The organism is Candidatus Hydrogenedentota bacterium, from assembly GCA_019637335.1.
Taxonomy (GTDB): Bacteria; Hydrogenedentota; Hydrogenedentia; order Hydrogenedentales; family JAEUWI01; genus JAEUWI01.
The window spans coordinates 12,595-33,551 of record JAHBVV010000022.1; the positions used below are offsets into that span (position 1 = coordinate 12,595).

Sequence of the window (20,957 nt, forward strand, 5' to 3'; positions counted from 1 at the left end):
TTCGCCGTGCGGTGGCGCGGCATAATGCGGCGGGAATGGCGGCTGTGACCTGGAAGGGAATCGATTCGCGGTGCGGGCGAGCATCATCATACCGGCGCACAACGCGCAGCGAACGCTGGCGCGGTGTGTCGGGGCGTGTCTTTCCCAGGAGTATCCGGATTTCGAGGTGATCGTGGTGGACGATGGGTCCACGGACGCGACGGCGTCGATTGCCCGGGAGATCGCGGGAATCACCCGCATCCAGCAGGAAAACCAGGGGCCCGCGGCGGCGCGCAACCGGGGCGCGGGGGCCGCGACGGGAGAGATTCTGGTATTCACCGATGCGGACTGCGTACCCGAGCCGGGTTGGCTTGCGCGGCTGCTCTCGGCCTTCGATGATGGGGTCGCGGGCGTGGGGGGGACGTACACGTGCGCGAACCCGGAGCGCCGTCTGGCCCGGGTGATTCAGGCGGAAATCGCGCGGCGCCACGCGCAGTTTGGCGATCGGGTGGATTTCCTGGGTTCGTTTAACGTGGCGTATCGCGCCGAAAACTTCCGCAACGTTGGGGGCTTTGATGAATCCTACCGCCAGGCTTCGGGGGAGGACAACGATCTCGCGTATCGTGTTGAGGCGTCGGGCGGCCTGCTGCGATTCACTTCGGAGGCCGCCGTGGCGCATTATCACCCCGACCGCTTATGGCGCTATCTGCGCACCCAGGCGCGCCACGGCTACTGGCGGATTAAGCTGTACCGCGACCACCCCGCACGCGCACGGGGCGACCAGTACGCCGGCTTGCCGGACCTGATCGCGCCGCCGCTCGCCCTTTTGGGGGCCGCGCTCGCCCCCGCACTGGCAGCCGCGCAGGCGCTGGGCTGGAACGGGATCCGCCTCCTGCCGGCCCTGGCGTCGGTGTGGACGGTGACGGCGCTGCTGCACGCGCCTTTGATCCGGCAAATGCGCGGCGCGCTCGCCCCCGCCGACCTGCTATACTTCGGCCTCGTGCTTTTGTTGCGCGATGTGGCCCGGGCGGCGGGCCTGTGTCGCGGATTCTGGGACTTTCAGGTGCGGGGAGGGAGTTGAGCATCGTGGCGCGCGTCCTGGTGATAGTGCCGGCATACAACGAGGAAGCAACGATCGCGGATGTGATCGCGCAGGTGCGGGCCGCGCTCCCGGACGGCGATATTGTGGTCGTGGATGACGGGTCCCGAGATGCGACAGCGGCGCGCGTGCGGAAGTCCGGCGCCGCCACGCTCCTGTCGCTCCCGTTCAACCTGGGCATCGGCGGCGCCATGCAGACGGGCTACAAATACGCGCTGCGGCACGGGTATGACGTGGCCGTGCAATGCGACGCGGACGGGCAGCACCCCGCGGGCGAGATCGGGCGGCTTGTCGAGCGCATCGCCGATGGCACGGCGGATGTCGTCATTGGATCGCGGTATGTGGCCGACCGAGGGTATACGCCAACGCTGATTCGCCGGATCGGGAAGTCGCTGCTCTCGCGCTGGATCGATTTCTTCATTGGCGGGGGCATTACCGACACCACGAGCGGATTCCGGGCGATGAACCGCGCCACGATTGCGGTGGTGGCCGAGCGTTACCCGGAAGACTACCCCGAGCCGGAAGTGCTGGTGATCCTGCATAAGCACGGCCTGAAGGCCGTCGAGATTCCCGTCACCATGCGCGCGCGGCAGGGGGGAATCAGCTCTATTCGCCCCCACGGCGCCGCCTATTACATGATCAAGGTCGGCCTCGCGGTTTTCATCGATCTTTTCCGCCAGTACGCCCCGCCGCGCGCGAACCAGCAGGAGCATTAGACTGTGGACGAGCAATCCGCCGAGATCATCGGATTCTACTGGTCGCACCGGGTGGGCCTTCTTTGCGTGAGCATGGCGTTCATGGGGCTTGTGCTCGAACTGGTCCGCCGGGGGCATTTGAAGGAGCGTTACGCCCTGCTCTGGCTCGCGGCGGCCGTGGCCGGGCTTTTCGTTGGTCTGTTTCCCCGGTTAATTGTGTGGATGTCCGGCGCTTTCGGCTTCCAATACTTGACCGTGTTTTACGTGACTTCCTTCCTTTTTTTGCTTTTGCTGGTGCTGGCGTTCACCGTGATTATCTCGAAGCTCTCCGATCGGAACCGCGCGCTCGCGCAGGAGATCGCCCTGCTTGCGCAGCGCCTGGATGCCTTGGAGGAGGCGCGCTGTGACTCCCGGTGAGCCGGCATTTCCCGGCCCGGCGGGGTGGCGCGCGTGGCTCCATCGCCTGCTTGCGGCGTGGGCCGTGTTCGTCGCCCTGTTTTTTCTGGTGCGGTTCAGTTTCGCCTTTTACTTCGCCAATCAGGCGGCGATTGAGGCCTTTTTTTCGCGCTGATCGGCGAACTCCCGGCGGCATCGGTCGGCGGCGCGTTAATTCGTGACAACGAGCGGGAATCGTGCTAAAGTGTAGGGGCTGCGTTCCGAATCGTCACCCGGTCCGGGATGTGGCCGAAGAGGCGCGGTGCGGGCGCCTGGGGTCGATTCAGGGCGTTCACCGAGGCCCCAGTGGCCGTTGATGGAATCGAGGGAAACCAGTGAATCGTGTGCTGACCATCATCCTCGCGGGCGGAGCGGGCGAACGGCTTTACCCGCTGACCCGGCACCGCGCGAAACCGGCGGTCCCCTTTGGCGGCTGCTACCGAATCATCGATTTTGCGATGGCCAACTGCGTCAACTCCAATTGCCGCCGCATTCATATCCTGACCCAGTACAAATCCCAATCGCTGGCGCGGCACATCCGGCACAGCTGGGACATCACCCGCCCGGAACTTGGGGAATCCATCGAGATCATCCCGCCGCAGATGCGCGTGAACGACAGCTGGTATCGCGGGACGGCGGACGCGCTCTACCACAACCTCTACTCCATCGATCGGGAAGCGCCCGACGAGGTGCTGGTGCTTTCGTCGGATCACATTTACAAGATGGATTATCAGAAGATGGTCCAGTTCCACCGGCAGACCGAGGCGGGGGCCACGGTGGCCACGATACCGGTGCCGCTGCTCGAAGCGCCGCGTTACGGCGTTGTTTCCGTCGACCGGGACAGCCGCATTATTGGTTTCGACGAGAAACCGTCCGAGCCGCGGCCTGATCCGGGCAATCCGGAGTGCGCGATGGCGTCCATGGGGATCTATGTCTTTAATATGGAGGTGCTTCGGGAGGCGCTGCTGGCCGACGCCAACCTGAATACGTCGCACGATTTCGGCAAGGACATTCTTCCGGCCCTGCTGAGCCGGGCGAGCGTCTACGCCTACCCGTTTCAGGACGAGAACAAGAAGTCCGCGCGCTACTGGCGCGATGTGGGCACGCTTGACGCCTACTGGGAGGCGAATATGGACCTCGCCAGCGTGGACCCGCTTTTCAACCTGTATGATCGCAACTGGCCGATGCTGATCCGCATGCCGGCCTATCCGCCCGCGAAGTTCGTGTTTGGCACGCCCGGCGATCGTTATGGCGTGGCCGTCGATTCCATCATCAGCCCGGGATGCATCATCAGCGGCGGCCAGGTGGTCCGATCCGTGCTTTCGCCCGAGGTCCGGGTGAACAGCTACGCCCATGTTGAGGAGTCCGTGCTGTTCAACGATGTCCACATCGGGCGCCATGCCCGGCTTCGCCGGGTGATCGTGGAAAAACATGTCCGGATCCCGCCCCACGCCGAGATTGGCTTCGATCTGGAGCGGGACGCGCGCCATTTCCGGGTCACGCCCAACGGGGTGGTGGTGGTGGAATCCGGCGACGCGATTCCGGTTGCGGCGGCGTTTTGAGCCCCCGGCGGGCGCCCTGACTTGCGATTTCCGGGGCCACGAATGCAATAGCAGCCCCATAGCCGCCCCAGGGAGCAGCCCGGTATGGGACTTCATGGCATACGAGGGTGTTCTTGTATGATGACGCGCTCGCGGTTATACTGCCTCCCCTCGGAATAAGCGAACATTGGCACTACAGCCCGGAAAGGCGTGTCTTGTGATGATTAGAACGGCACTTCAGATTCTCTGTGCACTGGCCGCCCTGGCGATTGCCCCGTACGCGCTTGCCCAGGCCGATGCTCCGGAGCCGCCCGCGCCGCCCGTGGCGGGGGGGCCGGACGAGGCCGAGTTGGCCGCCTATCTGGAGCCTCTCAAGGCGCTGGAAGGAGACCAGGCCGCCTTCGCGGACCGGGTGTGGGACATGGGGAACGCGGAGTTCAAGAAGCTCGACGAGAACCGGACCATCCTGGCCAATCCGCAGTCGAGCAACGACAGCAAGATCGCGGCCAGCCGCGAGATCCGTGTAAACGTGGCGCGCCTGGAGGCGCTGGCGGCGTACGGCGTTGAACGATTCGAGAACAATCCCCGTCTCCGCAACTTCCGCGGCAATGTTTACTACGACGTCCTGGACAAACAGGTTGAGGGCGTGAAAGAGTGGCACACGGCGGTGTCCCTGGACAGCAAGTACGCCGATCCGTACAACAACCTCGGCATGCACTACTTCCACGTGGGCCGATATCCGCTGGGCTTTCAGAACATGGATATGGCGCTCAAGCTCGACCCGAAGAGCCCGGATTTCTGCTTTAACATGGCCCAGAACTACCTTATTTACCGCCCGCAGACGGAATCCCACCGCGGGTGGCCCGCGGAGAAGGTGTATAAAGAGGCCATGAAACTCTCGAAGAAAGCCGTGAAACTGGCTCCGAAAGATTACGAACTCCTGCAGGACTACGCCGTGAACTTTCTGGCGGCGCAAAATTTTGGCGTTGAGCCCAACTGGAAAGAGGCGGTGAAAGCGTGGCGCGCCGCGCGCGTATACGCCCGAACGGACGAGGAGCGTTTTTTTACGTGGATGAATGAAGGCCGCGCCTGGCGCTCAATGGGGAAGAAGGGCGAGGCCATTGCGGCGTTCCAGGAAGCCCTCAAGATCATTCCGGAAAGCGAGGTGGCCCGCAACAATATCGCGCGGCTGGAGGCCGGGGAATGACAGCCGCACGCATGAGCGCCGCCGCGCCTCCGGAGCCTGGCCCGCGGCTGTGAACACCTTGCGATCCCTATTGACCAGCCGCAAGGCGGGCAATGTCGCCGTTGTCGCCTTCCTGCTGGTGTGCGCGTACCTTTTCGTTATCCGCGAAATGCGCTTCTTCCGGATCCCTTCCTCCTCGATGGAGCCCACCCTGTTGCGCGCCGACCAGATTGCGACGCTTTCCGAGCCCGCGTACCGGCGCGGGGACATCATCGTCACGAAGGACAACGCCAATGGGGGCTTCATGGTCAAGCGAATCGTCGGGCTGGGGGGGGACGCCATTGCGGTGCGCCGGGGCGCGCTGTTCGTAAACGGAGAGTACGCCTCCGAGCCCTATATCCTGGAGCCCATTGGCTACGAGATTCCCGCGCCGGTCATCGTGCCCGAGAATCATGTTTTTCTGCTGGGCGACAACCGTAACAACAGTTCGGACAGCCACGATCATCTCGAGACCTTTCCCGAGGCAGACATCATAGGCCGCGTTCGATTCATTTATTTCCCGTACGACCGCTGGGGGGTGGTGCGGTCGTATCCCCTGACAAACCGGCACGGCCAGTAGCGATTTCGGGCCCTTCCGTGGCGTGGCCGGGCGCAAATGCGGTACAATCAGCGGGTGGCGGCCCGGCCCGGCGAAGGCGGGCGCCGCGGCAGCAATGCGTGCGAGTTGGATGGGCTTAACCAGGAAGACCCCCGGAGCGGATGAGCCAGTACGAATACAGTTTTGGAAGCGGCGCCTCGGGGCGCCCGGGCATTACCTGGGCCACACAGCGCCTGATCCTGGCGAACGTGATCGTGTTCGCGCTTCAGCTCGTTTCCGATCCCCTGTTCAAGAGCGCCGGCGTACATTCCGGGTATTTCGGCGGCGGCTTCGGCCTCTGGTTCGGATTTTACCAGCCCGCCTTCCTCCAGGGCTTTGTATGGACCCCCTTCACCTACCAGTTTCTGCACAGCACGCTGCTGCATCTTTTTCTGAACATGCTCTGGCTGTTTTTCTTCGGCCCGGACGTCGAGCGGGTGCTGGGCACGCGCAATTTCTTTCGCTTCTACCTCATCTGCGGGGCCGGCGGGGTGCTGGCGACCTTCATTCCCTATTTCGTGAACGGATCCGCCACCAATGTGGTCGGCGCGAGCGGCGCGGTCATGGGGGTGCTGGTTGCTTTCGCCCTGATCGAGCCGGACCGCCAGGTCTTTCTGTTTCCGTTCCCGTGGCCCCTGAACGCGCGCGCCCTGGTCATGATCGTGGTGGTGATGAACATCATCACCGCCCTGAGCGCGGCGCCGGTGTCGGTGATGACGCATTTCGGGGGGATGGTCATGGGGTTCCTGTACATGAAATCCCTGCCCCTGATCTTAAATTTCCAGCGGAACCGCCGCCGCCGCGCGAGCGAGGCGAAAAAGAAGACCAAGCCCTCGGAAAAGGTGGGGGAGGCGGTGGACAATATCTTCAAGTTTGACGACCGGAAGCGCCGGTAGGCGAATACGGGAATGCACGGATCATGACCGGTTTCTCCGAGCTACTCTGGGTCAGCGCGATCATCCTGGTGCTCAGCGCCACGGGGGTTTGGCCCACCATCATGCGCGGCCTGCGCGAACTGCGTGGCGAGCCCCCGCTGGACGACGACCCGCGCCGCCATCCGGGCGCGCCGCCGGGCGACCTGGACATGTGCTTCCGGATGCTGGGGATCTCGCCCTCCTCGAACTGGGACGAGATAGAGAAAGCGTACAAGCGCAAGGCCAAGATCCACCATCCGGATCGCGGCGGCGACGAAGATACCATGCGCGCCTTGAACGAGGCCTACAACCGATTGAAACGCCTTCGCAAACGCTGACACGTTGCGGGCGTCCACCTGGCAAAGGGTTCAACCATGACTGAGTTTGTTCGCCGGATCGCCCTGGGAGCGGCCGTGACCGCCCTGTTCTCCACGGCCGCGCTGGCCGCGGGCATCACGTACGAGGGGGGCGAGGGCCCCGGAAAAGGCAAGCACATTGTGTTTGTCACGGGCGACGAGGAATACCGCTCGGAGGAGGGCATGCCCCAGCTGGCGAAGATCCTGGCGGTGCGCCACGGCTTCAAATGCACGGTGCTGTTTTCCATCAACAAGGAAACCGGCGAAATCGACCCGGGCACGCTGGACAACATCCCGGGCCTGGAGGCGCTGCGGGATGCCGACCTGATGGTGCTGTTCACCCGCTTCCGCGAACTGCCGGACGCGGACATGAAGCATATTGTGGATTACACCAACTCCGGGCGCCCGATCATTGCGCTGCGCACGGCGACCCACCCCTTCTTTTACCGGGAGAACCCGGACAGCCCCTACGCGAAATGGACCTGGAACAACCCCGATCCGGATTTCCAGGGCGGCTACGGGCGCCAGGTGCTCGGCGAAACGTGGGTGAGCCACTACGGCAAACACGGCACGGAAAGCACCCGGGGCGAGATCGTGCCGGAGATGAAGGACCACCCCATCGTTCAAGGCTGCGAGGACATCTGGGGGGACACGGATGTGTACGGGATCAACAGCCTGACCGGGGACAGCCAGCCGCTGGTGAACGGCATCGTGCTTACCGGCATGAACCCGGACGACCCGCCCGGCACGGAGAAGACCGAGAAGCAGCCGATCGCGTGGATCAAGACCTGGACCGGGGAGTCCGGAACGCCCGCCCGCGTATTCACCACGACCATGGGCGCCTCGCGGGACCTGCTGAGCGAGGGCCTGCGCCGCTTGCTGGTGAACGCGGCGTACTGGTGCACCGGGCTGGAAGAGCAGATCCCGCCCCGCGCGAACGTCGATATCGTCGGCGAATACAACCCGACGCCATTCGGCTTCAACGAACACCAGAAAGGCCTCAAGCCCGAAGACCACGCCCTGGCGGAATAGGGCAAGGGGGACCGCATGGGGCGGGCAGGTGTGCGAGTTCCCATAATACAGGATCCCGAACCAGCCAGAGGCTGTGCCTTGGCATTGACTGAATACACCATTTCAGGTATAGTTCTTCTGTGCTCAATTAAAAACTGGGGGCGCACGCATGAAGGAACTGTCATTCGAATTTGATACCCGAAAGCGTCTGAAAGCGTTCCCCTATGATGTCCGACGAGAGGTAGCACATGCACTATACGAGGCACAGCGAGGCGGAAAACACGAGAAGGTAAAGGTCCTCACCGGGTTTCATGGCGCGGGCGTACTGGAGATCCGGGACCGGTACGAGGGTTGTGCCTATCGCGTTTTCTATACGACGCTGATCCCATCTCGAATATGTATTTTGCACGCGGTTAAGAAGAAGTCGAAGCGAGGAATCTCCACGCCCAAACAAGAACTTGACCTGCTCCGGCAACGCTTGATCGCGACCAGAGAGAAATATGGCGGTTGACAATATCCGCCTTGGGAGTAACACACCATGAATCAGGCCAGGGACAGTCGGACTCGGGATACCATGGTGGAGCGTTGTGGGAACGTTTTTGCGGACTTGGGAATCAGAAATCCCGAGCTGGCAAGACTGAAGGCCGATGTCGCCATCGAAATAAAAGCGGCCATCGAACGTCGGGGGATTACCCAGAAAGAGGCCGGGAAACTCCTCGGCCTGCCGGCGCAAAAGGTAAGCGATATCGTCTGCGGGCGCCTGAAAGGCTATACCCTCGATCGCCTTTTCACCTACCTGAACCGCTTGGACATCGACGTGTACGTCAGGATGGCTTCCAAGCCGGCGCGGCGCGAGAAGGCCGAATTGCGGGCTGTTTAACAAGGGGACCGCATCGGGCGGGCAGGTGTGCGAGCTCCCGTGATTCAGAATCCCGCACCGGCCCAAGGCTCTGCCCCCCAAGCCCCCTCCGCTCGCCTGGCCGCCGCGAATTGAATAAACCGCGCGCTCCCGCGTCCGTTTCCGCGAAGACACGGTAGTTCCCGTATCGGGACGGGCGCCCTGTAACAAAGGGCTGCCCCAGTGGTATCCCTTAGCAGGACACCCCCGGGCCAGGGGGGAAGAGGAGCGCAGGCGGACCATGTTTGAGGCGATCGCGGAATCGACCCAGTCGACGGTGGACATGTTGTTGCGGCTGTTTGGCGGCGCCTTCCGGAGGGCGGGGCGGCTTATCCGGGGGCGGTAGCGGCGTCCATCGGGCCGGTGGCGGGCGCCGGGATCCTGTGCGCGTTGCGGGGCCGCCCGGGAAATGGATGGCGTGAGGGCCAGAGGGGACCGATTGCGGATGATGAAAACCGGAATGGAAGCCAGAAAGCGGCGCGTCCTTTTGGCGGGACTGATACTTGGCCTGTTGATCGTGCTTGGCGTATGGATGGCCCGAACGAGCCCTTCCACCCTCGAGAATCATAGCGTCGTGGCGGCGAACGACGCACCAGCGCGCGAATCGACGCGCCCCGAACGGGAGATAGCGCCGGAAAAGGGCGCGGGTGACCCCGGCGAGAACGAAGGGGAAAGGGCGACCCTGGCTGACCTGAAGCATGGGTGGCGGAACGACAGCCTTTTTGAAATTGACGCTATTCGGAACGAGACCCCGGCGGAGACCTTGTACGATCTCGCCGACCGGATGAACACGTTCTATATGGTGGGCAATTTCACCGGTAACGGGACGCCGGGCACCCGCGGTAATCTCATGGTCCTTTCCCTTTCCCGGCGGTTTGCGCGGCTCGTGGCCGAATTTGATCCGGCGCCGGACGCCGGCCAGATCGCCCTGGTGCTGGATCAGCTGCGAAGCGACACCGAGAAGCTCTCCCGGATGATTGAGGAGCGCGGCGTTCGAGAAGTAATCGAGCACGAGGGCAACGTGTATCCTACGGGACTTCGTATCCCTGGCGATGCGGTGCACCGGCCCTCTCTTGAGGATCAGTCCGATCTGCCGACCCCGCTGGGGTTCAGAATCAATGTGGCGGGACTGCTGATCGCGCGGTATTCGATCGCCGAGGGCTTGCCGGCCTATCTGGATGCATTCGAGACGGCGTTTGAGCTTTCCAGCTACTCGAACGAGACGCTCATGTTCCGGATTGTGGACCGCGTTATCGGGGATGGTGACGCTTCGAACTGGACGCCGGAACAACAGGCCATCCAGTCGGAGTATCTGGCGTGGTTTGAGGGGCTGCCTGAAGTGGAGCCCGACGGGAAACCCGGCCTGGAACGCGAGGCGATGACCTGGGAGACGCGCGCGTTGCCGCCGTGGGATTCGCCGGCGCGTCCGGGTGAACGGGCCGTATCCACTGGCACGCCGGTCGCGATGGACCAGGAGGGCACGATTACGGTCGCCTTTCCGACCTACAAGCCCGCCTGGAATTTTCGAATGGACGGTGGTCAGGCTCACCGAATGAACAACCCGGACATGATCTGGCCTGACGACCGGTACGGGGACTGGGCGGCTATGATGATGGATTTTGCGCGGCGCTTCAGCGAGGCAACACGCGGGGCGACTCCGGCGAATTGACTATGGCGCTTCTCAGCCCAACTGCTTCAACCGCCGCTCCATTTCGCGCATGGGCATGAGGTCGCCTTTGCGTCCGGCGACTTCGATGCCGGTTTTGTAGGCTTCGCGGGCGGCTTCGGTGTTGCCGAGGACTTCGTGGCATTTGCCGAGGTTGAGGTAGGCGGCGGAGAAGTCCTTCTGGACGCGGGTGGCGGTTTCGAGGTGGGGGATGGCGTCGGCGTGGCGGTCGAGCTGGATGTAGGCCTGGCCGAGGCCCATGGTGGCGACGGGGTCCTCGGGGTCGATTTCGAGGACTTCGAGGAACATGCCGATGCGCTGTTCGGCTTCGGCCTGGATGCGCGCGCGCTCGGCCTGGGCGGCTTTTTCGGCCTGGCGCGCGTCGAGCTGCTGCTTGAATTCGAGTTGGTGGGCGATGGCCTTCTCGTCTTCCGCCTCCTGGATGCGGCCCTGGGTCATGTAGAAGACGGAGAGGTTGGTGTGGGCCATGACGCAGTTGGGATTGAGTTCGGCGAGCTTTTTCATGAAGCGGATGGCCTCCTCGACGCGGTGGTGCCGGTGGAGGATGACGCCGAGGGCCTCGTAGGCGTCCTCGAAATCCGGCGCGAGGAGCAGGACTTCCATGAGGATTTGTATGGCGGTGTCGTCCTCGTCGCGCGCGTCGGCCTCGAAATGGCCCAGGGCTTCGTCGTAGTAGCGCTGCGCATTCTCCCGGCGCGACGGCGGCTGCCAGGCGGGCAGATGCGCGAGCACGCCGCGGATCGGGGCGTCGCCGCCCTCCGGCTGAAGGGTGTAGCGCGCGCCGGAGGTCCGGTGGTCGCGGTCGAGGTAGGCGTGCAGCAGCCAGGCGTTGAGCGTGGGGGAGAAGCCGCCGCGCGCGGCGCGCCCGGCTTTCCGGTCGCCGTCGCGCAGGATTGCGCCGGGCGGCGGCATGGGGGCGCCGTCGTCGTCCACGAGCAGTGCGACGAGCCGCTGTTTCGGGCTGCCGTAGGCCTTGAGCCGCGCCACGACCTCCTGGCCCAGGTAGCAGCCCTTTTCATAGCTCACCGCGCAATCGGCCAGGGGTGTTTCCGCGATGATGCACTCGCCGTCGATGCCGCCGTTCCAGCGCGGCATGCCGGATTCTAGGATGAGGGTGTCGCGCGCCTCGGGGCCGACCGGCATCAGAAAGAAGTCGTAGCCGGCGTCCTCGATCTTCTGGTAGAGCGATTCCGCCTCGCCGGGCGCGGGGAGGAGGAGGAATCCGTCCTCGCCGGATTCGGTCTGGCGGAACACGAGCACCTCGTGATCGAAGATGCGTATGGGGGCGAAGGCGTGCAACGCGGTCGGAAGATGCCGCGCGGCTTCGAGGGGATCCTCGTGCTGGTTCGCGAGCAGCACGACGGTGCGGGGGCCTTCCAGGAGGATTTGGGGGGTGTCCGCGCCAACCTCCTCGACCGCGACGTCCTCCAGAAAGAGGTGGGACTCCACGCGCGCCATCAGGGCCGGGAACTGCGCCTTCTCGATGATTGCCCAGAACTCGTCTTCCCAGCGGTGCAGCGAGAAAAAGGCCTGCACGCGCCCCTGGCGATCGAGGATCGCCTGCATGTTCCCCTGGCCGGAGCGAAGGCCGACCACATCGTTCGAGGTCTGCGCGTGAAGCCAGGCGCCCGCGTCCTTGCCGGTGAACTGCACGACGGTGTAGTCGTCGCGCATCCAAATGCCGGCGTTCTTGCGGACTGCTTCTATTTCTCGGAGGATGGGCATCGGGGGGAAGTCTGAAGGGTGAAGGGTGAAATGGACGCGGGTTGCAGGGACTTCAGGGACGGCAGCGACAACAGGGACTATAATCATACAGGATTGCGATGGGATTAGCCGACGTAAGCGCATAAGGAGAATTTATCTAATCGTCCCTGGCGCCGCTGAAGCCCCTGCTGTCCCTGAAGCCTCCCGGGCGCTATACCGAGAACGATTCCCCGCAGCCGCAGGTGCTTGTGGCGTTGGGGTTCTGGAAGACGAAGCCTTTTCCCTGCAGGCCGGCGCGGTAGTCGAGCACGATGCCCTTGAGATAGATCGCGGACTTGCGGTCCATGAAGAACTTCACGCCGTCCTGCTCCAGGGTGTTGTCGCCTTCGCGCGGGTTATCGAAATCGAGCACGTACGAAAAGCCGGAACAGCCGCCGCCCTTAACCCCGAGCCGCACGCCTTCCTTGCCGGCGGCCTCGGGCCCGTCCTTCATGGCGCGGAGCGCGGCAATGGCGTCGGGCGTGGCCTTCACCAGCGCCTTGGGCGGTTCCATCGTCGTGTCGGTGGCGGTCATTTCTGTCTCCTGTGGCGCGCAGTGCGCCTCGCGGTGTGGGTTTTCTGGTTTACTCGGCGTCCGCGCCGGATTCGCCCGGGCTGGTGGACGGGGCCGCGGCGGCATGCTCCTGCGGGTCGTGCTCCATGAGGCCCTCAAGGACCTCCAGCAGCACTTCGGCGTCCACGCCATAGCCCATGCACACCTGTTCGATGGTTTCATAGTGGGCGATACCACAGTGCGAGCATCCGCCCAGGTGAAACGCCGCAAAGACCTCGGCAACGCGGGGATGCATCGCCATCGCCTCGGCCACCGGCATATCGAGCCGGAAGTACTTGTCTTTCGCTTCGAGCATGGAGCACCTCATTTCCAGGGGTCGGACGGCGCGCGATATGCCGCGCCATCGCAGGTACAAGCAGCACGGCGCCGAAAAGCTATCCGCTTGTATTATAACGAATTACGCCGGCTCGCGCCAACGTTGCGCCCCCCGACAATCCGCCTGATCAGCCGGCACACTGGCTGTTAACCCCTGTAAACACGTATAATCCCCGAAACATTCCTTCCGCAGAGATCGCCGCCGTGGATTACGTCAAACTTGCCCACATACAGGACTTCGCACATACGCGCATCCGATCGTACCGGCTGCTGGCGCGCCCGGTGGGCATTATCAAGCTGCCCGACGGCTCGTTCATCGCCACGGAGGTGGGCTGCAAGCACGAAAACGCCGATCTCACCCAGGGCCGGATGGAGGGGGATGTCGTGACCTGCCCCTGGCACGGCTGGAAGTACAACCTGGTGACCGGCGAATGCCTCCGCGGCAGCAGCGCGTGCCTCCGGCGCCACGGGATCCGGATTGAGGGGGACGATATCTACGTTTCGCTCCGTCCGCTGGATGCGGAGCCGATTCCGGAGGACTGGGGGCCCCCGTTGCGGTAGGGCGGGGCGCTACCCGAAGAAGGTGAGGAACAGCAGCAGTTCCACCTCGATGATCAGGTGCACAACCAGCGCTAGCAGCCAGTTTCGCCGCCGCAGGCACCACCACGTCAGCACGAGGGAAAGCGCGAACATCCCCGCCGCCTCCAGCCAGGCTTTCTGCAGGTGGTAGAGCGTCTCGGCCAGGGGAACCAGCAGCCACCCCCATTGGGACCCGCGCCATCCCGGCAGCCCGCCGTCCAGCGGCTCCCGCTGCACCGCTCGCAGGAGGGCGTAGCGGTGGAGAAACTCCCAGCCGACGACCCACGAAAGGGTCCAGACCAGTTGGATGGCGAAAAAATGCAGGCGGACCGCCAGGGGCAGGTCGGATCGGGGTGGGTAGAACTCGCGCAGGGCCGGCACGAGGGGAATGAGGAACATGGCCGCCATGCCGGCGGCGGCGATCGCGGCGAGAAAGACGAGATCGGGGCGTTTCCAGGGCCCCCGGAGGAGATAGGCCCAGTCCATGCGCGGCAGGCAGGCGCAAACGGGGATCAAAAGCCAGAATATAAACTTAAACAGATCAAAACGCGCAAAAAAACCGCTTTGAGTCGCCGGGAGGATGTTGCCCAGATGCCAGGAGAACATGCCCCAGTTCAGCGGCCACGCAGTTCGGGTCGCGGCGAGGGTGTCGACGGTGAGTACGACGGCGACATACAGCAGCACCACCAGGGTCCGCCCGGGCGCTATCGTCGCGCCCCCGGTATCTGTATGTGTTGGTTTGGCGCTACTTGGCAATCTTCTTGCCTTCCGCCGTGTCCGGGAAGGGGCAGAGGTCCCGGAGGGCGCATTGTGAGCATTTCGGGGCCCGCGCCGTGCATACCGCCCGTCCGTGGAACACCATGAAGTGGGAAAACAGCGTCCAGTGCTCAGGCGGCCAAACCTTCATGAGGTCCTTTTCGATCTTGACGGCGTCCTGGTTCTTGGTGAAGCCGAGCCGGTTCGTGAGGCGCGTGCAGTGGGTATCCACGATGACCCCCTGATGTCCGAAGCACTCCCCGAGCACCACATTGGCGGTCTTTCGGCCCACCCCCGCCAGCTGGACGAGTTCCTCCATGGTCTGGGGCACCTCGCCGCCGAATTGTTCCACGAGGCTCTTGCAGGTGGCCATGATGTTCTTCGCCTTCTGCCGGTAGAAGCCGCAGGAGTGGATCATACGCTCGATATCCTTGATATCGGCGTCGAGGAAGGCCTGGGGCGTGGGGTATTTGGGGAAAAGATCCTGGCAGACGATGTTCACGCGGGCATCCGTGCACTGGGCCGCGAGCGCGGTCATTATGAGGAGCTGGAAGGGGCTGTGGTAATCCAGGGTGCAGCGGATGTCGGGGTAAAGATCGACGAGCCGGGCGTAGACCTCCCGGGCGCGCGCCTGCTGCGCTGCTTTCGACCGGCTTACTTTCGCCACGCGAGCAATTCCTCGGCCGTCCAGCAGTTGATACAGTGTTCCTTCTCCAGCCAGCCTTTGCGCGCGATGCCGACGCCGTAGCGGACGAAGTCCAGCCCCGCGACGCTGTGGGCATCCGGGCCGATGGAGAAAAGCACGCCTTTGTCACGCCCATGGCGGATGTGGCGCCAGTCGATGTCGAGGCGTTTGCAGTTCGCGTTGATCTCAACCGCCACTTTGTTGGCCACGCAGGCGTCGAAGACCTTCTCGTAATCGAGCGGAAAGCCCTTGCGCGACAGGAGCAGACGGCCGGAGGGGTGGCCGAGGATCGCGGTGTAGGGATTCTCGATGGCCGCGATGACGCGTTTGGTGGCCTCTTCCTCGTCCATGTCGAGCTTGTTGTGCACCGACGCGATCACCAGGTCAAAAGTAGCCAGCACGTCCTCGTCGTAATCGAGCGAGCCATCGATGCGGATGTCCGACTCAATCCCCGAGAGCACGCGAAAGCCCTTGAGTTTATTGTTGAGTGCGGCGATTTCCGCCTGCTGTTTTTTCACGCGATCCGGCTTCAGGCCGCCGGCGTAGCCCGCGGACTGGCTGTGATCGGTGATGAGCATGTATTCATAGCCACGCTCCCGGGTGGCCTCCACCATTTCGTCGAGGGTGTTCTTGCCGTCGCTGTAGGTGGTGTGGCAGTGGATGAGCCCCCTGAGGTCCTTTTCCTCCAGCAGGCGGGGCGTCTTCTTCGGCTCGAATTCGCCGCGATCCTCGCGTAATTCCGGCGGGATGAAGGGGAGGTCGAGCGTCTTGTAGATTTCCTTCTCGGATTTGCACTGGACCAGCGCGTCATCGCTCGTGAACAGGCCGTACTCGTTCAGCTTGAGATCGCGCTCTTTTGCGCGCTGGCGCAGGACGACGTTGTGCTCCTTGCTGCCGGTGAAGTGGAGCAGGGTGTAGGGGAATTCCGCCGCATCCACCACGCGCAGATCCGCGCCGATGCCGGTTTCGAAGCGCACGGAGGATTTCGTCTCGCCATGGCCGACGACCTGCTTCACTCCAGGCGCCTCCACAAACGCCCGCATAAGCGCGGCGGGGTCCTTTGCGACCGCCACCAGGTCGATGTCCTTAATCACTTCCTTGCGCCGCCGCAGGCTCCCGGTCACGGCGATTTCCGCCACCAGACCGGAGTCCTTCAGGAACGCCACGAGCGCCTCGGCCTGGGCCTCGGCCTTATCGAAATGGAAGGAGCCGGTGTGTGCGCGCGCGAATTCGATGCCCTCCAGGATTTTCGCCTGCATCTTCGCGCCGATGCCCTTGAGGGGCTTGAGTTCATCGTTCCGGCAGGCGGCCTCCAGCTTGTCGAGCGAATCGATGCCCAGCGCTTGGTAGACCTGCTTGATGCGCTTCGGCCCGAGCCCGGGAATGGCGAAGAGCTCGTAGATGCTCTCCGGAAACTCGGCGCGCAGGCTCTTCAAATCCGCGCTCTCGCCGGTTTCCACGAGCTCGGTGATGATCGCGGCAAGCCCCTCGCCAATGCCCTTGATTTCGCGCAGGCGTCCTTCCGCCACGATGGTGGCCAGGTCCTCTTGCAGGCCCTCCAGCGTTCGGGCGCCGTTGGTGTAGGAGCGGACGCGAAACGGGTTCTCGCCCTTGAGCTCCATGAGCATGGCGATTTCGTCGAGGGCCGACGCCACCGCTTTCTTATCCATGGGTGACTCCCACATAGCGGCCCGCATACAACCCGAGGAAAATCAGGCCGATGCCGAGCGCGTTCTGGCCGATAACGTAGACCGCGGCGAGGCCGACCTGGCCCTCCCGCAGCAATGCGCCAGCGTCCACGGCGAAAGTGGAAAAGGTGGTGAAGGAGCCCATGAACCCCACGAGGACCGCCAGTTTCGTGTGATCCGCGAAGGGAATGCGGTGCTCCGCCACGGACACGAAGATGCCGAAGAGCAGGCACCCGATCATATTCACGAGGAAGGTGGCCCACGGAAAGCCCTGCCAGCCCAGGTGGCGGACGAGGCCGTAGACGCCGTAGCGGGCGAGCGCGCCCAAGGCGCCCGACAGGGCGACGACGAGGATATTGAAGGAGAGACTGCTGTTCACGGGGGACTTTCCAGGGAGGATCCAGCAGCCACAAGTCTAGGGCGTCGGGACAAAAAAATGCAAACCACCCCGTCCACTCTGTCCACCCCGTCCACCCCGTCCACCCCGTCCACTCCGTCCACCCCGTCCACTCTGTCCACCCCGTCCACTCTGTCCACTCTGTCCACCCCGTCCAGGCTGTCAACGCTCCACGCCCAACTGCTACAATGCCGCGCAAACCCCGATTCAGGAGAAACCCCGTGCAATTCCGTACCCGCGCCATCCACGCCGGCCAGGGCCCCGACCCGCTCCACGGCGCCGTGATGACCCCGGTCTATCAGACCTCCACCTTCGCCTTCAACGCCCCCGACGACGCCGGCGAATTCGACTATTCGCGCTCCGGCAACCCGACGCGCAAGGCGCTGGAGGAATGCCTGGCGTCGCTGGAAAACGGGACGCGAGGCTTCGCGTTCGCCACGGGCATGGCGGCGGAGACGACGCTGCTCATGCTGCTGGAGGCGGGGGACCACCTGATCGCGAGCAACGAGTGCTACGGCGGCACCTACCGGGTGCTCATGAGCGTGATGAAGAACAAGGGCATCGAGATCGATCTGATCAACCTCAATGATCTGCCCGCCGTGCGCCACGCGATTAAGCCGAACACGAAGATGATCTGGATCGAATCGCCCACAAACCCGCTGATGACCGTGGTGGACCTGGAGGCGCTGGGGAAGATCGGGCAGGCGAACAATATCCTCACCGTGGTGGACAACACGTTTCTGTCGCCCTACCTGCAGAACCCCCTCGACCTCGGCATCGACATCGTGGTGCATTCGACGACCAAGTACATCAACGGCCACTCCGACGTGGTTGGCGGCGGCGTGGTGGTGAAAGATGCCGCGCTCGGCGAGCGCATCTACTTCCTGCAGAACGCCATCGGCGCGGTGCAGGGGCCCTGGGACTGCTTTCTCGTGCTGCGCGGCATCAAGACGCTCGCCCTGCGCATGGAAGCGCACGTGAAGAACGCGCAGGCCCTCGCGGAATACCTCGAGGCGCACCCGAAGATCGAAAAAGTGCTCTATCCCGGACTGCCGAGCCACCCGCAGTATGAATTAAACAAGAAACAGGCGCGCGGCGCGGGGGGGACTTTTTCGTTCTACGTGAAGGGCGGCGTGGACGAGGCCTACGCCCTCCTCGGCAAGCTGGAGCTCTTCTCGCAGGCTGTGTCCCTCGGCGGCGTTGAATCGCTGATCGAATACCCCTGGACCATGACCCACGGGACGATCCCCGAGCAGGCGCGCAGGGACATGGGCATCGCCGCGAACCTCGTGCGCGTGTCCGTGGGCCTGGAGGACATTGACGACCTGATCGCCGATTTCGCGCGGGCGCTGGGATAGGCGGGTACGCACGGTCAGAGTCCTTGTTGGGCGCTTCCTGTTGATTGACTCGCGCGCGGCCACGTGTCAGTATGTCGCCAATACGTCTATCGAAGGAGCCGCAGCATGCGTGCAATTGGACTACCCGCCCTGATTCTTCTTGCAATCGTTGTGCATCCGCCGCCCGCGATGGCGGAGGCGGCCGGCTGGCGGGAGGCATACTTCTCGGGCGCGCCGCTGCGCATCGGCAACAAGCCCCAGTTCCTGGTGGACGATTTCCTGGTTGAGGACCGGTATGCGCTGGATCGCGTGGTCGGCCCGGTGGAGAAGTACGCCGGGAATCCACTCCGCATCGGGGAAACGATGCCCTGGGAGGAGGCGTCGCTGAACTTCTCCGGGGCCAACCTCCGCCACGTTGTCTATGATCCCGAGGAGGCGGTGTTTAAGGGCTGGTACGTCACCTACCGCATTGAGCCGGACCGGAACGGATCCGGGACGAACTACAACTATGACACCCTCTACGCGGAGAGCCGGGACGGGATCACGTGGGAAAAGCCCGCGCTGGACCTGTTCCCCTTCGACGGCCGCCCCACCAACACCGTGCTGCACGCCGATCGGGAAACGGCCCTGCTGGAGGAAGTGATTCTCGATCCCGCCGCCGCGGATCCGTCCCGGCGGTATACCGCGCTTGTGAAGACGGTTCCGCCGGGAGAGTCGATCCGCTGCATCGTGCGGATGCACTCCCCGGATGGCAAGCGCTGGACCCTGGACGAGGATCCCGTCCTCTTCCGCGGGGCCTCGGACGGCTCGTATTCGCTGGTCCGGGATGGCGCGCGGGATCGCTGGCTGCTTTTCCGGCGCCCGCCGGCGCGCGCGCTGGAGAATCGCGACGATCCGTTCTACGGCCACCGCAACAACAAGCGGCGCTTTTCCGTGTCGTCCAGCGAAGACGGCCACACGTGGACTTACCCGCGCGCGATCCCTATCCTGGACGAGGTGGACGACGCGCGCCTCGAGCAGGTAGGCAACCGGATGGACATCGACTGGGCCACGGCCTTCGCGCGGCACGGCATGTTCTTCGGGTTCCTGAGCCTGATGGACAACCTGAAGATTGCGGCGCCCGTGCACAACCAACTGATGTGGAGCCGCGACGGGTTTCGCTGGGAGCGGCTGCCCGCGCGCCCCGCGTTCATTCCCAACGGGCCACGGGGCGACTGGGACGCGCAGTCGATCCACGCCGGATCGATCATACCGCACGGGGATCGCTTTCACCTCTACTACAGCGGCAGCAACACCACACAGTCGTTCCACGGCCGCGAGGGCGAGACGAACATTCCGCGTTTCACCGGGACGGGACTGGCGTTTATCGGGCGCGATCGGTTCGCCGGGCTGGCGGCGGGCCCGGAGGGCGGCTACCTGCTGACCCGGCAGATCCTCCTGGAAGGGGACCGCTTGCACGTGAACATCCGCCCGCACGAGGGCAATCCGCCGCCAGGCCAGGAGAGCCGCATCATCGCGGAGATTCTCCGGCCGGCGGAGGAGCACTACGGCGCGTCGCCGTACCCCGGGTTCGGATTCCACGACTGCGACGTGGAACCGCTGGGCGATTTCTACGAGCACGCCATCACCTGGAACGGTTCCGGCGATCTCTCCACTCTCCAGGGCAAGCCGGTTTACATCCGCTTCAACATCAAGAACGCCACCCTGTATACCTTCACCATCGTGAATACGCCCGGCGCCTGATGCACCAGCGAAGCAAGTCGCGGCGCGATATTGACTCCCCACGCCGCCCGTGGCACCATAATCTTTACGGCAGCCCTTCGCCGCGGAGTACTACTATGATTCAAGCCCAAGAATCCTATACCCTGGTCGAGTTCACCCAACACGCCATGGACCACATCGCCCGGCTCAAGTCCAGCGGCCAGCCCGAAGTTTTGACGGTGGACGGCAAAGCTGAGGTGGTCGTACAGGATGCCGCAGCCTACCAGGCCCTTCTGGATCGGCTGGATTCCATCGAGGCCATCGCGTCGGTAAAGGCGTCCATGGCCGAATTCGAGCGCGGCGAAGGAATACCGTTTCAAGAGGGCATCGCCGCCCTTCGAGAAAAGCATGGAATTCCGAGTCTCGATTAGTCCTACAGCACTCGCGGACATCGAGGCATTATTGCTCGGTAAAGCCGAACGCTCTCTGGAATTCGCCGCTATCTGGTTGCTTGATTTGGAAGTTGCTACAAAGGCGCTCTCAGAGCTACCGTTGCGATGCGGCCTTGCATACGAGGCACGCGCGTTTAACATACAGGTCCGCCAATTTATCTACGGGAAGGGACGCGATACGTATCGAGTGCTCTTTACCGTCGAGGGAGATGAGGTTCGAGTTCATCACGTACGCCATACGCGCCAGAAACCGCTCGAAAAAGACGACTTCCCCAGAAAGTAGATCAAGGTA

Annotated in this window: 25 protein-coding genes; 18 read left to right on the plus strand and 7 right to left on the minus strand. The window is 63.6% G+C overall.

Going from position 1 to position 20,957, the window contains the following annotated elements:
* The first annotated feature begins 70 nt into the window (after positions 1-70).
* From KF886_19470 to KF886_19530, 13 genes are all read left to right on the plus strand, one after another.
* Positions 71-1,060 (plus strand): glycosyltransferase family 2 protein, encoded by a 990-nt coding sequence (locus KF886_19470; protein ID MBX3179542.1) that lies wholly within the window; start codon positions 71-73, stop codon positions 1,058-1,060.
* A gap of 2 nt (positions 1,061-1,062) precedes the next feature.
* Positions 1,063-1,794, plus strand: coding sequence for a glycosyltransferase family 2 protein (locus KF886_19475; GenBank protein ID MBX3179543.1), 732 nt, complete (start codon positions 1,063-1,065; stop codon positions 1,792-1,794).
* Between the two features lie 3 nt (positions 1,795-1,797).
* A complete protein-coding gene (locus KF886_19480; protein ID MBX3179544.1) occupies positions 1,798-2,190 on the plus strand; it encodes a DUF2304 domain-containing protein in 393 nt (130 codons plus the stop codon).
* A complete protein-coding gene (locus KF886_19485) occupies positions 2,177-2,344 on the plus strand; it encodes a hypothetical protein (GenBank protein MBX3179545.1) in 168 nt (55 codons plus the stop codon). Before KF886_19480 ends, KF886_19485 begins: the two co-directional genes overlap by 14 nt.
* A 199-nt stretch (positions 2,345-2,543) precedes the next feature.
* Complete coding sequence (gene glgC / locus KF886_19490; protein ID MBX3179546.1) at positions 2,544-3,770, plus strand: glucose-1-phosphate adenylyltransferase; 1,227 nt, start codon at positions 2,544-2,546, stop codon at positions 3,768-3,770.
* A gap of 199 nt (positions 3,771-3,969) precedes the next feature.
* Positions 3,970-4,956, plus strand: a complete 987-nt coding sequence (locus KF886_19495) for a tetratricopeptide repeat protein (GenBank protein MBX3179547.1) — start codon at positions 3,970-3,972, stop codon at positions 4,954-4,956.
* 49 nt (positions 4,957-5,005) lie between these two features.
* Positions 5,006-5,554, plus strand: a complete 549-nt coding sequence (gene lepB, locus KF886_19500; protein ID MBX3179548.1) for a signal peptidase I — start codon at positions 5,006-5,008, stop codon at positions 5,552-5,554.
* Between the two features lie 140 nt (positions 5,555-5,694).
* On the plus strand, positions 5,695-6,468 hold the full coding sequence (locus KF886_19505) for a rhomboid family intramembrane serine protease (GenBank protein ID MBX3179549.1): 774 nt from the start codon (positions 5,695-5,697) through the stop codon (positions 6,466-6,468).
* A gap of 23 nt (positions 6,469-6,491) precedes the next feature.
* Entirely contained in the window at positions 6,492-6,824 is a 333-nt protein-coding gene (locus tag KF886_19510; GenBank protein ID MBX3179550.1) for a J domain-containing protein, read from the plus strand.
* A 36-nt stretch (positions 6,825-6,860) separates the two neighbouring features.
* Entirely contained in the window at positions 6,861-7,874 is a 1,014-nt protein-coding gene (locus KF886_19515) for a ThuA domain-containing protein (GenBank protein ID MBX3179551.1), read from the plus strand.
* A 148-nt stretch (positions 7,875-8,022) separates the two neighbouring features.
* Entirely contained in the window at positions 8,023-8,364 is a 342-nt protein-coding gene (locus KF886_19520; protein MBX3179552.1) for a type II toxin-antitoxin system RelE/ParE family toxin, read from the plus strand.
* Between the two features lie 63 nt (positions 8,365-8,427).
* Positions 8,428-8,733: an XRE family transcriptional regulator gene (locus tag KF886_19525; GenBank protein ID MBX3179553.1), complete on the plus strand. Its 306-nt coding sequence runs from the start codon at positions 8,428-8,430 to the stop codon at positions 8,731-8,733.
* A gap of 478 nt (positions 8,734-9,211) precedes the next feature.
* Positions 9,212-10,420: a hypothetical protein gene (locus tag KF886_19530; protein ID MBX3179554.1), complete on the plus strand. Its 1,209-nt coding sequence runs from the start codon at positions 9,212-9,214 to the stop codon at positions 10,418-10,420.
* A 12-nt stretch (positions 10,421-10,432) separates the two neighbouring features.
* On the opposite strand, the gene KF886_19535 is transcribed toward KF886_19530, so the two are convergent.
* The 3 genes from KF886_19535 to KF886_19545 form a co-directional block, all read right to left on the minus strand.
* Positions 10,433-12,163, minus strand: coding sequence for a tetratricopeptide repeat protein (locus tag KF886_19535; protein MBX3179555.1), 1,731 nt, complete (start codon positions 12,161-12,163; stop codon positions 10,433-10,435).
* Between the two features lie 190 nt (positions 12,164-12,353).
* Complete coding sequence (locus KF886_19540) at positions 12,354-12,695, minus strand: iron-sulfur cluster assembly accessory protein (GenBank protein MBX3179556.1); 342 nt, start codon at positions 12,693-12,695, stop codon at positions 12,354-12,356.
* 70 nt (positions 12,696-12,765) lie between these two features.
* Positions 12,766-13,050: a DUF1858 domain-containing protein gene (locus KF886_19545; GenBank protein ID MBX3179557.1), complete on the minus strand. Its 285-nt coding sequence runs from the start codon at positions 13,048-13,050 to the stop codon at positions 12,766-12,768.
* 224 nt (positions 13,051-13,274) lie between these two features.
* On the opposite strand from KF886_19545, the gene KF886_19550 reads away from it, so the two are divergent.
* A complete protein-coding gene (locus KF886_19550; protein ID MBX3179558.1) occupies positions 13,275-13,631 on the plus strand; it encodes a Rieske 2Fe-2S domain-containing protein in 357 nt (118 codons plus the stop codon).
* A gap of 9 nt (positions 13,632-13,640) precedes the next feature.
* Here the strand turns inward: KF886_19550 and KF886_19555 are convergent, their stop codons facing one another.
* The 4 genes from KF886_19555 to crcB are packed head-to-tail and all read right to left on the minus strand — an operon-like array spanning position 13,641 to position 17,157.
* Entirely contained in the window at positions 13,641-14,405 is a 765-nt protein-coding gene (locus KF886_19555) for a CPBP family intramembrane metalloprotease (GenBank protein MBX3179559.1), read from the minus strand.
* The gene (gene nth / locus KF886_19560) at positions 14,395-15,072 is read right to left on the minus strand and encodes an endonuclease III (protein ID MBX3179560.1); all 678 of its coding nucleotides are present in this window, start codon (positions 15,070-15,072) and stop codon (positions 14,395-14,397) included. The genes KF886_19555 and nth overlap by 11 nt, the downstream gene beginning before the upstream one ends.
* The gene (gene polX / locus KF886_19565; protein MBX3179561.1) at positions 15,060-16,760 is read right to left on the minus strand and encodes a DNA polymerase/3'-5' exonuclease PolX; all 1,701 of its coding nucleotides are present in this window, start codon (positions 16,758-16,760) and stop codon (positions 15,060-15,062) included. Before polX ends, nth begins: the two co-directional genes overlap by 13 nt.
* Complete coding sequence (crcB, locus tag KF886_19570) at positions 16,753-17,157, minus strand: fluoride efflux transporter CrcB (protein MBX3179562.1); 405 nt, start codon at positions 17,155-17,157, stop codon at positions 16,753-16,755. Before crcB ends, polX begins: the two co-directional genes overlap by 8 nt.
* 206 nt (positions 17,158-17,363) lie before the next feature.
* Between crcB and KF886_19575 the strand changes: the two genes are divergently transcribed.
* From KF886_19575 to KF886_19590, 4 genes are all read left to right on the plus strand, one after another.
* Positions 17,364-18,533 carry a PLP-dependent transferase gene (locus KF886_19575; GenBank protein ID MBX3179563.1) on the plus strand — a complete coding sequence of 390 codons (1,170 nt, stop codon included), beginning with the start codon at positions 17,364-17,366 and terminating at the stop codon, positions 18,531-18,533.
* A 105-nt stretch (positions 18,534-18,638) separates the two neighbouring features.
* Positions 18,639-20,255 (plus strand): hypothetical protein, encoded by a 1,617-nt coding sequence (locus KF886_19580; GenBank protein MBX3179564.1) that lies wholly within the window; start codon positions 18,639-18,641, stop codon positions 20,253-20,255.
* A gap of 95 nt (positions 20,256-20,350) precedes the next feature.
* Positions 20,351-20,644, plus strand: coding sequence for a type II toxin-antitoxin system Phd/YefM family antitoxin (locus tag KF886_19585; GenBank protein ID MBX3179565.1), 294 nt, complete (start codon positions 20,351-20,353; stop codon positions 20,642-20,644).
* Positions 20,622-20,948 (plus strand): type II toxin-antitoxin system RelE/ParE family toxin, encoded by a 327-nt coding sequence (locus KF886_19590; GenBank protein ID MBX3179566.1) that lies wholly within the window; start codon positions 20,622-20,624, stop codon positions 20,946-20,948. Before KF886_19585 ends, KF886_19590 begins: the two co-directional genes overlap by 23 nt.
* Positions 20,949-20,957 lie beyond the last annotated feature (9 nt).

What these genes read in the sequence shown, in the direction of transcription:
- KF886_19515 (MBX3179551.1), top strand. Translation starts at nt 6,861, where the DNA reads ATGACTGAGTTTGTTCGCCGGATCGCCCTGGGAGCGGCCGTGACCGCC.
- KF886_19580 (MBX3179564.1), top strand. Translation starts at nt 18,639, where the DNA reads ATGCGTGCAATTGGACTACCCGCCCTGATTCTTCTTGCAATCGTTGTG.
- KF886_19540 (MBX3179556.1), bottom strand. Translation starts at nt 12,695, where the DNA reads ATGGAACCGCCCAAGGCGCTGGTGAAGGCCACGCCCGACGCCATTGCC.
- KF886_19590 (MBX3179566.1), top strand. Translation starts at nt 20,622, where the DNA reads ATGGAATTCCGAGTCTCGATTAGTCCTACAGCACTCGCGGACATCGAG.
- KF886_19585 (MBX3179565.1), top strand. Translation starts at nt 20,351, where the DNA reads ATGATTCAAGCCCAAGAATCCTATACCCTGGTCGAGTTCACCCAACAC.
- KF886_19530 (MBX3179554.1), top strand. Translation starts at nt 9,212, where the DNA reads ATGGAAGCCAGAAAGCGGCGCGTCCTTTTGGCGGGACTGATACTTGGC.
- polX (MBX3179561.1), bottom strand. Translation starts at nt 16,760, where the DNA reads ATGGATAAGAAAGCGGTGGCGTCGGCCCTCGACGAAATCGCCATGCTC.
- KF886_19525 (MBX3179553.1), top strand. Translation starts at nt 8,428, where the DNA reads ATGGTGGAGCGTTGTGGGAACGTTTTTGCGGACTTGGGAATCAGAAAT.
- KF886_19575 (MBX3179563.1), top strand. Translation starts at nt 17,364, where the DNA reads ATGCCGCGCAAACCCCGATTCAGGAGAAACCCCGTGCAATTCCGTACC.
- KF886_19505 (MBX3179549.1), top strand. Translation starts at nt 5,695, where the DNA reads ATGAGCCAGTACGAATACAGTTTTGGAAGCGGCGCCTCGGGGCGCCCG.
- KF886_19535 (MBX3179555.1), bottom strand. Translation starts at nt 12,163, where the DNA reads ATGCCCATCCTCCGAGAAATAGAAGCAGTCCGCAAGAACGCCGGCATT.
- KF886_19520 (MBX3179552.1), top strand. Translation starts at nt 8,023, where the DNA reads ATGAAGGAACTGTCATTCGAATTTGATACCCGAAAGCGTCTGAAAGCG.
- KF886_19545 (MBX3179557.1), bottom strand. Translation starts at nt 13,050, where the DNA reads ATGCTCGAAGCGAAAGACAAGTACTTCCGGCTCGATATGCCGGTGGCC.
- KF886_19510 (MBX3179550.1), top strand. Translation starts at nt 6,492, where the DNA reads ATGACCGGTTTCTCCGAGCTACTCTGGGTCAGCGCGATCATCCTGGTG.
- KF886_19495 (MBX3179547.1), top strand. Translation starts at nt 3,970, where the DNA reads ATGATTAGAACGGCACTTCAGATTCTCTGTGCACTGGCCGCCCTGGCG.